This is a genomic window from Nostoc sp. CmiVER01, assembly GCF_034531135.2.
In the GTDB taxonomy this organism is placed as follows: Bacteria; Cyanobacteriota; Cyanobacteriia; order Cyanobacteriales; family Nostocaceae; genus Nostoc.
In genome coordinates this window covers 567,727-582,513 of the sequence record NZ_JAVRBU020000001.1, presented here as the reverse complement: position 1 = coordinate 582,513, position 14,787 = coordinate 567,727, and the positions used below count along the sequence as shown (strand labels likewise).

Annotated in this window: 4 protein-coding genes; all 4 read right to left on the bottom strand. The window is 43.2% G+C overall.

What is annotated here, in order from left to right; translation table 11 throughout:
* Nucleotides 1–4,239, bottom strand: coding sequence for an amino acid adenylation domain-containing protein (locus tag RMZ43_RS02240; RefSeq protein WP_322655572.1), 4,239 nt, complete (start codon nucleotides 4,237–4,239; stop codon nucleotides 1–3).
* Nucleotides 4,236–8,771, bottom strand: coding sequence for a non-ribosomal peptide synthetase (locus RMZ43_RS02235; protein WP_322655571.1), 4,536 nt, complete (start codon nucleotides 8,769–8,771; stop codon nucleotides 4,236–4,238). The genes RMZ43_RS02240 and RMZ43_RS02235 overlap by 4 nt, the downstream gene beginning before the upstream one ends.
* Nucleotides 8,772–8,837: 66 nt before the next feature.
* Nucleotides 8,838–9,836 (bottom strand): cupin-like domain-containing protein, encoded by a 999-nt coding sequence (locus RMZ43_RS02230; protein WP_322655570.1) that lies wholly within the window; start codon nucleotides 9,834–9,836, stop codon nucleotides 8,838–8,840.
* 34 nt (nucleotides 9,837–9,870) lie between these two features.
* Nucleotides 9,871–14,784: an aminotransferase class III-fold pyridoxal phosphate-dependent enzyme gene (locus tag RMZ43_RS02225; RefSeq protein ID WP_416212464.1), complete on the bottom strand. Its 4,914-nt coding sequence runs from the start codon at nucleotides 14,782–14,784 to the stop codon at nucleotides 9,871–9,873.
* Between the last annotated feature and the right edge of the window lie 3 nt (nucleotides 14,785–14,787).

Here is a 14,787-nt window from a genome sequence, read left to right as displayed (position 1 = left end):
CTACTTAATGAGCGGATACCTCTGAGCATTATTTAGGCAATCATTTAATTTTTCAGATAAGACTAAGACATGAGGCAATGACATGATGCTATCGTGGGAACCAGGAATTTTGTAGATTTCTATTCCACCCGTAGCTAGTTCCTTCCACTTCTCCATGAGATAATACTCTTCTACGGGTCTTTCCATTGCCCAAAAAAGTGTCACTTTACCATTATAATCCTTAGCTATGTAAGCTCTTTGCGCTTGAGTATTAGCATCTCGAACAGCTAAATCTAGCACAGAAATAGGTAAAGGTAGTCGCATCTTCAGATGAAGCTTGTAAACAATTTCCCTAATAAAATTTTGCAATCTGTGATTGACCCGATCAACAAAAAAGATGAGCTGCTGCTTTTGTTCTAACTTAGCAATATGACTTGTATTCCTTTTAATTATATCCTGCGAATTAATGAGGAAATGACTAAAACGCTTTTTCAATTTATCCACGAAGGAGCGTTTGATATTTCCACCTGATTTTACTTGGGGAGGGTAGCAATCAAATAAAGCTAGTAATTCTACCTTTTCTCCTTGTATCTCAAGTTGCCTAGCCATTTCAAATGCTACCGTACCTCCTATACACCAGCCACCCAATAAATAAGGACCTTGAGGTTGAATAGTACGTATTTCTTTGAGATAGTGGGCTGCCATATCTTCTATGCGAGTATAAGGAGCCTGTTTTCTATCTAAACCCTGTGCTTGCAGCCCATAAACTGGCTGATCTAAATCTAAATTACCCAGTAGTTCGCGGCTGTGAAAAAGATTTCCGTATAGTGAATGGATATAGAAAAAAGGTAATTTAGAACCCTGGAGTTGAATGGGAATTAATGAAGACCAACGGGTTGAGCATCCTTGTTGGCGGAGAATATTAGTTAATTGTTCAATAGTAGGAGCTTGAAAAAGAATAGCTGTAGGTAGATTTTGACCAAATGTCTTATTAATTTGAGAAAACAGACGTATTGCGAGTAGTGAGTGCCCTCCTAAATCAAAAAAATTATCTTTTATGCCAATAGGATAAATATTTAAAACATTTTCCCAAATTTTAGTTAACTGAAATTGTAGTGGATCTTCTGCTGTAGCAAAAATTTTTTCTATTTCAGCATTAGCTAAATTATCTACAGGTAAAGCTTTACGATCAACTTTGCCATTAGTATTAAGTGGCAAAGTATCCAGTATGACAAAGACTGAGGGAACCATGTAATTCGGTAGCTTCATCTGCAATAAATTACGTAATTCTGCGATCGCAATTTTCTGCTGTGAATTAGGAACTACATAACCAACTAAGCGTTTTTCTCCAGGAACAACTTCTGGCGCTATGACAACAGCCTGCTTTACCCCCGGATATTGGGCTATAGCTAACTCTACCTCGCCCAATTCGATGCGGAAACCGCGAATTTTTACTTGGTCATCCATCCGTTGCAGATACTCAAGATTCCCATCGGCGCGATAGCGAACTAAATCCCCTGTTCTGTAGAGTTGAGCATTCGGCTCTTGGCTAAATGGGTTGGAGATAAATCTTTCTTGAGTAAGTTCAGATCGATTCAGATAACCTAGCGTTACACCAGCACCGCCGATATACATTTCACCCGGAACTCCCACAGGCACAGGCTGCAAACAGCTATCCAACAGATAAATTTGAGTATTGGCAATGGGCTGACCAATTAGAGGAATTCCATCTTTTAGAATCGAATAGCAGGTAGACCAGACTGTTGTTTCGGTTGGCCCGTACATATTCCAAACACTCTGGGTACGATTCACCAATTCCTTGGCTAAACTTGTTGACAAAGCTTCTCCGCCACAAAGAATCTTTAGATGTTGGGAACCTTGCCATCCAGCAGCTAGCAGCAGTTGCCAGGTTGCAGGAGTAGCCTGCATAACTGTTGCTTGGGAATGGTTGAGAGTTGTGAGCAGTTTCTCTCCATCTGTAGCGACTTCACGGCTGACTATAAAAGTAGTTGCCCCCACAATTAACGGCAAGAATATTTCCAGAACCGCAATATCAAAAGAGAGTGTGGTGACGGATAGTAGAATATCTTGCTGAGTTAAGCCTGGTCGCTCACGCATACTTGTTAGGAGGTTAACAACGCTTCGGTGAGGAACTTTTACTCCTTTAGGTATTCCTGTAGAGCCGGAAGTGTAAATTACATAAGCAAGATTTTCAGGTGTTGTATCTTTGCCACAGAGCAGGTTTTCTTGATTCTGCTCAATAATAAACTGAAAATCAGCATCAATTTCTACTAACTTAGCGGTATGTTTGGGTAAAAACTCTACAAGCCGTTGTTGAGTTAATAATACCTTCGCTTGCGAGTCTTCCAGCATAAATGCTACACGCGCTTCTGGATGGTTTGGATCTAGCGGTAGATAAGCCGCACCAGCTTTGAGAATGCCTAATACCCCCACTACCATTTCTAAAGAACGGTCTAGACAAATTCCTACTAGCTCGTTAGTTTGAACTCCCAACGATCGCAGATAATGAGCTAATTGATTGGCACGACTATTGAGTTCACGGTAGGTAAGTTGTTCGTTTCCAAATACTACTGCTACAGCATTAGGTGTACTCTCGACCTGTGCTTCAATCAGTTGATGAATACAAGCGTGTCGGGGATAGTCAGTTTGAGTCTTGTTCCACTCTATAAATAACTGTTGCCGTTCGGCTGGCGTTAATAGGGGTAACTCTGAGATACGTTGCTCTGGGTTTGCAAGAATACCTTCTAGGATTGTTTGGAAATGCCCAAGCATCCGAGCGATCGTTGCTTCATCGAATAGGTCGGTATTGTACTCAAAGGAAGCTCTCAATCCTTTGCCTGTATCCCGCATCACCAGGGTTAAATCCAATTTTGCCGTGCCGCTATGAGTATATCCAAAGGTGGAGGCAATTTTCAAATCTGCTACTTCTCGCTCTGCCCCCTTTGTCCAAGGGGGATTCATGGCGAACATTACTTGAAACAGTGGTGAATGACTGCGATCGCGTTCCGGTTTGAGTTCTTCTACCAGTTTTTCAAAAGGTAAATCCTGGTGATCGTAAGCACCTAAAGCCACCTGACGCACTTGATCGAGTATTTCCCGAAAAGTGGGATTGCCGGAAAGGTCAGTCCGCATGACCAAGGTATTGACAAATAAACCCATCAATCCTTCGGTTTCTACCTGGTTGCGACCGGCAATTGGGGAGCCAACAAGAATATCCTCTTGTCCTGTATAGCGATGGAGCAATACCTTAAAAGCTGCCAATAAAGTCATGAACAATGTTACCCCTGACTGCTGACTCAAAGCCTTGAGGGCATCAGTCAAGTCCTGCGGTAGCATCTGGCGACAAATTTCACCTGAGTAAGTTTGGACAGGTGGGCGTGGGCGATCGCCGGGCAGTTCTAATATAGGTAGGTTGCCACTTAACTGCTGCTTCCAATAATCAAGCTGAGATTCTAGGACTGCACCTTGCAGCCACTGACGCTGCCAGTGAACGAAGTCAGTATACTGGACAGATAATTCCAGCAGTGGGGAAGATTTGCCAGCAGCGAAAGCTTCATAAAGTGCTGTGAGTTCCTGAAAGAAAACCTCTGAAGACCAGCCATCTGCAATAATATGATGCAAAATCAGGAGCAACACATGCTCCTTTTCAGTTAGGCGTAACAGTTGAAAGCGAAATAATGGCCCTTGCACCAAATCGAAGGGTTGTTGAGCTTCTTGGGCAGCTAATCTTTTATCTTCAATTTCCCGTTGTTTTATAGGTAACTGACTCAAATCAACAAGCGGCAGATTCAGGGTTATGTCTGGAGATATTACTTGGCTGGGTTGTCCATCTATGGATATAAAGGTAACTCGTAGGATTTGGTGACGGCGGACAATTTCAACTAGACATTGCTCCAGTAGTGCAACATTAAGTGAGCCTGTGAGGCGATAGGCTAGGGGTATATTGTAGACAGAGTTACCAGGATCAAATTGCTCTAAAATCCATAAACGTTGTTGAGCAAAGGAAAGAGGGAGTTTACCATCTCTGATGTTAGGTAATATGTGGGGAAGATTGTTACTACTAGCAGAATTAGCCTGGAGGAGAAATTCTAGGATTTCGGCTTTCCGTTCTCGCATCTGCGCCAGCAAATCTGATGTCAGACTCTCCTTAGCAGCTCGATAGCGCAGGTTACTACCTTCGACCCATAATTTCACATCTAGATGACGTAGTTCTGATAAAAACTCATGAATGGTTTTCATAATTGTCCCTCTTCGTAGTCGCTCATTGTCTCAGTCTGAGAAGCTTGGGAATTTTGCGCTGCCCATTGCAGTGTTTCAACTCGTTCAGCTAGATCAGCTACAGTTGGTACTTCAAATAAGTTGAGTAAAGGTATTTCTACTTGAAAGGTTTGACGCAACCGTGAAGTAACTTGAATCGCCAGTACTGAATGTCCCCCTAGCTCAAAGAAATTGTCGTGAATGCCGATATTTTCTAAGTTGAGAACTTGTGCCCAAATGCCAGCAATCTGCTGTTCAACCAAAGTGCGAGGTGCAACATAATTCTGTGCCAGTTCTGGACGAGCAAAATCGGGTATTGGTAGAGCCTTCCGATCCACTTTGCCATTAGGAGTAAGAGGCATCGCATCCAGTGTCATGAAGGTAGCAGGCACCATATAGTTTGGTAGCTTTTCCTTTAAGAACTCGCGTAATTGTGGGATTAGCTGATTATTTGCAGCCTGCTTCTGCATGGGGCTATTGGCATAAGCACTCCACGACTGAGGTCTTACTTGATTCTCTGCCTGCGAATCGATGACAACAGTCTGTGCTTGTTTTGGAGAAATTCGTGTAAAAACAGCCTCAAAGTAACCATCTTTAGCAGCATTTGACCATCTGAGGTCTACGTTGTATGGCAAACTTTTACCCAATGCCCAAAGATTTTCTGGATCGATACCCCCTGGTAGCTTCTCCAATACTGTTATTACATCTGCGACAGTTTGTAACTGGCTGTCTCCTTTAAGTAACGCCAAAGCTTGAACTTCTTTGTGAATCCGAGCATTCGGAATTTTTTTGATGCAATAATAATCTGGCTGAGTTTTTTCGAGAATTTGCTGCACATCTGCTACTGTCAAGTTTTCATCTAGCCAGTCATGCCATGTTGGTTTAATAGCTGTTGTTGCTTCTGGTTCAATGGAAAGAAATACATCATAGTGGAACTGAGTTGTCTCATTCCAAATATGACCACGACGCAGCTTTATCTCAACATGCCCAATTGCCGGAATATACTGTTTCAGGGCATAAAAGAAATCTGGATCAACAACTAATTCATCTTCATTACGAACTCTATTTTCAGCAATGCTCCTCAGTTTATCGACTGACATTGATGATGATGAATTTTTTAGTTGAGCAGCAGTATGGTAAGCTTCTAATAATCCATAGCTTTGGACATCACCGACATAAATACAACCGCCTGGTTTCACTACCTCAACGGCATTTTTTAAGACTTGCAGTAAATAGTTAATATCTGGAAAATACTGAACAACTGAGTGAATAATTACTGTGTCAAAGGAAGCTGCTTCAATTCCTTGAAAATTATCTGCTGCTCGGTGATCAAGAATAATTTCAGGTAATTCTTTCTCAGATATTCGCAGTTGCTTATCTAATTCTTGCAATGCTGAGGCAGCATAATCTGTACCAAAGTAATATGTACATTTTGAAGCAATTTCTAGTAGGATTTGACCCGTTCCACAACCAATTTCCATCACTCGACTGGGTTGCAGATCGAGAATCCGTTCTACAGTTTGGTCTAGCCACTCTTGGACTTGCTCTTCAAAATTATCTTGATTACTTAATTGCTTGATAATGGCGGCATCGCCTAATGTTTGGTCTTGTAAAGATTCTGGTGAGGCATTCTTTAAACCTGATTCATACAGTAAATCCCACCTTTGATTCCAGGCTTGGATATGTTGAGTACTGCTAGCAGACTCTGCTAAAGACTCAACTTCAGATGGTATTTTTGGAACTAAATAACCGACTAAAGTTTTCTCATCTGGGATATCTTCTCGCACAACAACGACGGCTTCTTTCACAGCAGGATGTTGAGCCATCACCGTTTCAATTTCACCCAATTCAATCCGAAAACCGCGAATTTTCAACTGATTGTCAATTCGTTGCAGATATTCAAGATTGCCATCGGCGCGATAACGAACTAAATCACCTGTTCTATAGAGTCGAGCATGAGGTTCTTGGCTAAATGGGTTGGAGATAAACCTTTCTGTAGTTAACTCAGGTCTATTTAAATAACCCAGCGCTACACCTGCACCACCAATATAAAGTTCACCAGGAATTCCCACAGGCACGAGCTGCTGGTAAGCATCTAATAGATAAATTTCAGTATTGGCAATGGGCTGACCAATTAGGGGGATTCCGTCTGCTTGAATCTGATAGCAGGTAGACCAGATTGTTGTTTCGGTTGGCCCGTACATATTCCAAACACTGTGGGCACGATTCACCAGTTCCTTGGCTAAAGTAGGTGGTAACGCTTCTCCACCACACAGAATCTTGAGTTGTTTGGAACCTTGCCAGCCAGCCGCCAGCAGTAATCGCCAGGTTGCAGGAGTGGCCTGCATGATTGTTGCTCTTGAATGGTTGAGAGTTTTGAGCAGTTTCTCTCCATCCGTAGCCACCTCACGGCTGACTATTAGAGTAGTTGCCCCCACGATTAATGGCAAGAATATTTCTAGAACGGCAATATCAAAGGAGAGAGTGGTGACAGATAGCAGAATATCTTGCTGCGTCAACCCTGGTTGCTCACGCATACTTTCCAGAAGGTTGACAACATTTTGGTGAGAAACTTTCACTCCCTTGGGTGTTCCTGTGGAGCCGGAAGTGTAGATGACGTAAGCTAGATTCTCAGCATTTGCTAGGTAATCGGGTTTATGAGTTGGATAATAGACAATTTTTTCTCCATCTGTATCCAAACAAACCACCTTTACCTGGTTGTCTGGTAACAAATTAAGTAGGTTAGCTTTGGTAAGTAACACGGACACTTGAGCATCATCAAGCATGAAAGTCAAGCGTTCTTTGGGATACGTGGGGTCTAAGGGTACATAAGCGCCACCTGCCTTGAGTACACCTAGCAGAGCGATCGCTATTTCTGTTGACCGTTCCAAGCAGATGCCAACTAGCACTCCAGGCTTGACTCCCAAAGTTTGGAGATAATGAGCAAGCTGATTGGCACGCCAGTCAAGTTCCAGATAAGTCAGTTGTTGATTTTGAAACACAACAGCGATCGCATCTGGTGTTCGCTCGACTTGAGTTTCAAACAGCTGATGAATCGATTTATCTTCAGGATAAGCTGTTTGAGTATTGTTCCATGCTGCTAACAACTGCTGCTCAGTTGTTGGCAAGATTGGCAATTTGGCAATAATTTGATTGGGATTAGCAACTATACCTGCTAAAAGAGTCTCAAACTCTGCCATCCGACGACGGATAGTATCAGCATCAAATAAGTTGGTGTTGTACTGGCACTCCAGCGTCAGCTGACCACGCAATTCCGTAGCATTGATAAATAGTTCAAAATTCTCAAAGGCGCGAGGATTGGAGAAAAATTCTACCTCCAGCCCTGCAAATGGCAAGCTGTCTCCGTCCAAGCCCTGATCGATATTAAAGGTGATTGGTACTAAGGGAATACGGCTAGAATCCCGTGGAAACACTAATTTTTTGATCAGACTGCCAAAGGTAAATTGTTGGTGATCATAGGCATCTAATACAGCCGACCGCCGCGTTTGCAAGTAGTCACTAAAGGATTTTTCTCCATTGATGCGGCTACGTAATGGTAATAAATTAACGCAGTGCCCTACGAGATTATATTGCCCTAAAGCAGCTTGTCCGGCGGCGGAAATACCTACAACTAGGTCGTCTTGCCCTGTCAAGCGGTGGAGCCACACCTCGAATCCTGACAAGATCGTAGTCATAAAGCTACAACCAAGTTTTGTTCCTAGTTGTTTAAGGTTAGCAACTAGTTCGGGATTTAAATGCCAATCTTCACGGGCAGCGTTAAAGGTTCTAAATAATGGACGAGGGCGATCGCTGGGAAAATCGAGTACAGGCACAGAATCGGAGAATTGATCTAACCAGTATTGTTCTATAGCGATCGCTTCTAGACTTTGGGCTTCTTCTTCCTGCAAGATCGCATATTCACTGAAGTGGTCTGGTTCTTCCAATTCAGGAACAATACCCTGTTGCAAGCCAGAATAGAGTTTACCCACATCTGGCATCAACACTGCCCATGACCAACCATCACAAATAATGTGATGGGCAGTCATAATTGCTAAATGCTCTTGAGGATGCAATTTGACAATTTTTGCCCGAAATAGGGGGCCGTGTTCTAAATCAAATGGTTGTTCTACCTCTTGTTGCAATATACTAGCTATTTTTGTCTCTTGCTCCTGTGGCTTTAGTCCAGCAAGATCGATGATGGGGATTTCTATTCTTAGGGAGGCAACAATGCAGAGTGTATTGCCATCTGTGCTAAAGGTTGTCCGTAGCGCTTCATGGCGTTGGACTAACTGTTGCACAGCAGATTGGAAAGCTTCTACATCAAGGTTTCCTTTTAATCGCAGAGATTGGGACTCGTTATAAGCACAATTGGCACTGTCTCCCATTTGTACAGAAGCCCAAATTTCTTTTTGAGATTCGGTTGCAGGAGCAGTTAATAATAACTCTCCACCAGAAAATGGATCGAAATCAACAGCAGTTAATATAGATTGCGAATTCAAGGGTAATAAACTCATACAAAACCTTTAATGTTACAGCTTTTTTAAATAGCTCAAAATGAAGGATATGTTAACTGAATGGAACTAACGATAAAACAAATTCTTTAACTTGGTTGCTGATTTTTCTAAATAATTCAACTTAGCTACCCCTGAGCGTAGTAACTCAAATTTGCTTTTTGATTGACGCTTAGATAAAATACCCAGTGCCAATATTTTGGCATAATCTTTTATTGCAGATTGACCAGGTGAGGTTGGTTCTAAACCTAGCTTTCGGAGGTAATGGTTGATTTGATAAACCCTAGCTTGTAAATCGAATGATCGCATACAAAAGTTAATACTAAGAGAAACAGAAACATTACTACCGTTTTTCACCCAATGAGGTGCTAGGACGGGGTGGTGAACTGCTTTACCTGGAGTTAAATGATAAACGCTAGCTTTTGTTTGTTTCTCATCTGTATAATTCGCTGAATCCAACTGTCCAATGTAATAATGTTCAATTTCTTCCTCGGTAAGAACTGAGCGATCGCGTGGATTGAAAACATTCACATCCTTATCGCCATGAATCTGAAATAAAAAGTTTGACTCATGGTCAATGTGATAAGGAGTAATTGAATGAGGAGAGGCGATAAAGATGTAAGCATCCAGCCAAGTGATTTCTTTTCGTAAAGGTACGCCTGTCAGTTCTTCCAGTTCCACTACAATCTGGTCTAGCAGGGTGTTATATTCAGGGTCAAGCTGGACACTTTTAAGCAATATCCAAGAACCTGATTCTTCAATGCGGGCGATCGCTTCTAAAACTTGATCTTTACGCGGTACTTGTGACCATTTTAGGTTGACTGGAATTTGACCTAATTGACAAGTAACTTTTGTAGATTCACCTTTACTCAAGATAGTATTTGCTAGTTCGACCAAGCGGGGAATCTCAAATAAAGGATGTCCTGCAAGGTTGTGCGAAAACATGAAAGATGAAAGGTTGAAATGCTCACGAAATTGTGGTGTGTCAGCCTCAATAATAAAAGTAGAAAATTTTTGGGCGGGAGCAAGCAAATCTAGCTGCTTATATGATGAATCTGCTAGTGACATATCAATTTTTTACTAAATATTTACTAACCCCGCTTCAGGAAACACTGGCAACTTGTAGATATTTGCCAGGTCGTTCGGTATCGGGAATATACCAGGCAGGGTTCCCTTGGGGATCTCGTCCTAATTTGGCATCAGGTTGCGGAGGACGATTACGTAGGCTGTTATTGGTAACTTCGCGGTTTGTTACTTCTATGGGTGGTGCAGCTAAGAAGCCAGCAGACTGCATTTCGGCAATACTTTCTTTAAAAGCTGCCATTACGAAAGCCAAATCGGCTTCGGAATGAGCTGTCGTTAAGAAGCAAGGACGATGATCCCAAGTATGTACTCCCTTATCCCGCAGCAAGTAAAACAGTAAATCTCCGTAGGGGAACTCTGGTGAAGATTTCACCATGAAAAGGGAGCCGAAATTATAAGCTGTGAATGGAGCTTGAACTTGCTGGAAATAGCCCATAAGTTCCGCTACAAACTTATCAGTTCTGGCATTGAGATTTTGCTGCAAGCTGGGGCCACTCTGCTGTAAATGCTGAAGTACTGCTTTGGCGGCTGCAAGTGCTAGAGGATGGCGGACAAATGTACCAGCAAAGTATGTTACACCCACTTCTGGAACAGAGTCATCGCCAAACTGCCAAAACCCACCATCTAGAGCATCCATATATTGTGATTTGCCAGCAATGACTCCAATTGGTAGTCCACCGCCCACAATCTTGCCATAAGTGGCTATATCTGCCTTTATACCAAAATGTGCTTGAGCGCCACCTGGATGAATTCTGAATCCGGTAACGATTTCATCAAAAATCAGAGCAATACCAGCTTCCTGAGTAAAATCACGCAGTTGCTGGAGGAATTCTTTGGGCTGATATTCAGGGCGACGGCTTTGCACAGATTCAACCATCACTGCTGCTAACTCATTGGCCCGATTTTTGAGGATTTCTAGAGACTCAGGTGAATCATAATCTAGTACCAAGATATTCTCTACCATTTCCGGCGGGATACCGGGAGCAGCAGGAATTGATCGGAGTTTTTTTGTTCCCCGAACAATTACTTCATCCAAAATACCGTGATAAGCTCCAGAAAAGATGGCGATTAAGTTACGCCCTGTGATGGTGCGCGCCATCCGCATCGCTCCCAGAACCGCTTCCGAACCTGTGTTGCAAAAGGCTGCTCGGTCAAAGTTGGTCAACTCACACATTAGCTTCGCCACTTCTCCAACTAAGGGAGTTTGTGGCCCAATTTCCATGCCGAGTTTCAGTTGTGCTTCAATTGCTTCGGTAATGAAAGGTGGCGACCAACCAAACAAATTTAAGCCAAAGCCATTGCTTAAATCAACATATTCATTACCATCAATGTCCCAAAGTTTAGAACCCGATGAACGAGACGCCACAATAGGGTAAACCATCTCTTTCATTGTCGGGTTAAAGCCAGAAACAGTTCTTGGATCTGCCAGATAAGGGCGATGAGTTTGAGTATATTCTTTAGATTTTTTAGTCCGTTGTGTATATCTTTGGATAATTTTGTCTAGATGAGTGCGTTGTTGCGCTGTCAGAGTTTTAGTCTGGGTCTTTTCAATTCGAGCAGCCGCACCAAATGCTTTTTTCGCACCATTTAACTCTGTATCTACCAATGCTGATTCTTTACTCATTTGAGTAGCTGAGATAGATACAGCGTTTTGTGGCTTGACATGATTATTTTGAGACGTTGCCGCAGGTACAACTGGGATTGTTACAGATTGACTGTTGTTACCCAATAGGGCCAATTGCTGGCTCATGATTTGTAGCTGCTGATTAATCATAGTTTCTAGGAAACTAGATGCAATAGGTTGAGGTTGGGAAGAAATCTGAGGTGCAGATCCATTTGTATGAACTTCATGCACTGCCAAAGTGGGTGATGTGGTTGCAGGTGCTGGCGCTTCTGGAATAGAGTTTGCAACAGTTTCTGTTAATCCCAGTGCAGATAAAGTTTCGGGAGACAAGGCTTGATTGATCAAATCAGCTAGCGTTACTAAATTCGGGCAAATTTCTAGTAACTGCCTAAGTGTTACTTTGACTTTAAATTTTTTCTTCAAAGCTAACCCGACTTGCGTCAGAGATAAGGAATCTAAGCCCATTTCTAAAAACGTTGTCGAGTTGTCAACACTAGCGATTTCCAATCCCGAAGTTTCTTCGATAATTTCTTTGAGCAGGGGAATGAGCTTTTGCTGAGGGAATGTTGTCATAGTTTGGGTCTTTAATAACTGGGGATTTTGAAGCTTGGGATTTACTGCGCGATTGGGATGAGGTGGAGGATCAATCCAGAAGCGTTGGCGTTCAAAGGGATAGGTAGGCAGGGGAATTCGTTGTCGCATTTCCCTTTGATAAAAGTTGCTCCAGTCAATAGATACTCCTGCTAGCCACAGTTGTCCTACTGCCTTGAGTAATGCCGTCCATTCGGCTTCGTTCTCGGCGTTATCACTTAGAGAAGCGATCGCTATCTGTTGTTTAATATCTTTTGCTTGTTGGCGGGCTAGGGTCGTAGTTGTGATTCGTGGCCCCACCTCTAAAAGTAGGCGTTCTGGCTGCTGCCATAGGGTTTGTACACCCTCGGCAAATCGCACAGTCTGACGTAGATGTGTAGCCCAATACATCGGATTGGTTGCTTGCAGGGCTGTAATCCAGTCGGCGGTAACTGTAGAAACAAAGGGAATTTGGGGTGGCGATAATTTAACTTTCCCAACTACCTCAGCAAAGGGGGCAATGATGCTATCCATCATTGGGGAGTGGAAAGCGTGGGAAGTGTGTAAATGGCGACAGACAACTTCTTCGCTTTCTAATTGTTTTTGCAGAGCCGCGATCGCCTCTGTGGGGCCAGAAGCTACACACAGGGAAGGGCCATTAATTGCGGCTATCGCTAGTTCTGCACTCAATCGCGGCTCTAACTCTTTGGCTGGTAGGCGTACTGAGAGCATAGCTCCTTTCGGTAACTCCCACATTAAGCGACCGCGAGTTGCAACTAACATCAGCGCATCTTCTAAAGTAAATACACCCGCTATACAGGCGGCGACAAATTCACCAATACTGTGACCAATCATGCCTTGGGGCTTAACCCCCCAACTTTGCCACAGTTGCGCTAAAGCATATTCAATGACGAATAATGCTGGTTGAGTAAAGCAGGTTTGCCGCAGGGAGATAGCCGCAGTTTCATAAGCGCTCGATGCAGGATACATGAGTTCTCGTAAATCCCTGCCTAACAAAGGTTTAAGGATTTCAGCACATCGATCTACTACCTCCTGAAACGCTGGTTCGCAGTTGTAGAGATTCAGTCCCATGTTCACATATTGCGATCCTTGTCCTGGGAACATGAAGATAACGCCTGGATTGCGGATTTCAGTATGACGGGTAGTTACTTGATTTGCATCTAAAGATTGGAGGGCTGCGATCGCATCTGTTATGTTGTGACAAACTATACTGCGTCGATAGTTGAAGGCTTTGCGCCCTCGCTGTAAGGTATAAGCCACATCGGCTAAGTTAATTTCGGTATTGTATTGTAAATGCTGCTGTAAATTCGCGGTTGCAGTCTCTAAAGCTTTACTAGTTTTTGCCGAGAGCAACAATAGCTGCTGTGGGCGAGAAGATCCGGAACTTTGGATTTGTGGCGCTTCTTCTAGCACTATATGAGCATTAGTACCACCGACACCAAAAGAACTCACACCAGCTCGTCGCGGAGTTTCACCCTCTGACCATTCAACTAGTTTGGTATTGACATAGAAAGGGCTGTTGGCAAAATCAATCTTGGGGTTGGGAGCCTCAAAATTTAAGCTAGGTGGAATCTTTTTATAATGCAGGGCGAGAGCGGTTTTAATTAACCCTGCGACCCCAGCCGCCGCAACTAAATGTCCGACATTGCTTTTAAGAGAGCCGATCGCACAAAATTGTTTTGCGTCTGTATGCACACGAAATGCTTGCGTCAGCGCTTCAATTTCAATTGGGTCGCCTAAGGGTGTAGCTGTACCGTGAGCTTCAATATAAGAGATGGTTTCTGGGTGAAAGTTGGCATCAGCTTGCGCCATTGCAACGGCCTCTGCTTGTCCGTCTACGCTGGGAGCCGTAAAGCTCACCTTATCAGCGCCGTCATTATTGATACCAGATCCCCGAATTACAGCATAGATGCGATCGCCATCATTGAGTGCATCTTCTAAACGCTTGAGGACAACTACTCCTGCGCCATTGTTGAACATTGTCCCCTGAGCGCTGGCGTCAAAGGGACGACAATGCCCGTCCCCAGACAACATACTACCTTCTTGAGCCACATAACCGCTATTTTGGGGTGTAGTCATAGATACACCACCAGCTAAGGCTATATCGCACTGATAGTTGCTTAAGGCTTGGCAAGCCTGAATAATTGCTACTAAAGAAGTAGAACAAGCCGTATTAACACTGACAGCCGGACCCTTGAGGTTGAGCTTGTAAGCAGCACGAGTAGTTAAAAAGTCTTTTTCATTGGCTAACATCGTTTGGAACTCACCGATGCGATCGACAATTTCCATACGTCCAGAAATGTGGTTAGCAAAATAAGTATTTTGACCACAACCAGCGTACAAACCAATCAAACCCTCAAAAGACTCTGATTCATAACCAGAATTTTCGAGGGCTTCATAAACCAACTCTAGAAAAACTCTAGCCTGTGGGTCCATAACCACAGCTTCCAGTGGATTAATGCCGAAGAAGGCAGCATCAAAGGTTTCTCCCCCAGGAATGATTCCTTTAGCTTTTACGTAGCTAGGATCTTTGCAAAGGTTCGGGTCAATACTGGGATCTAGCTCCTCATCTTCAAAAAAAGTCGTTGACTCTAATCCCTTACACAGATTGTGCCAAAACTCATTGACATTCCTAGCGCCAGGAAATCTTCCTACCATGCCAATAATGGCAACACCATCAATAGGATCTTGGTTATCAGATGCTTGCATATTCACCATTTC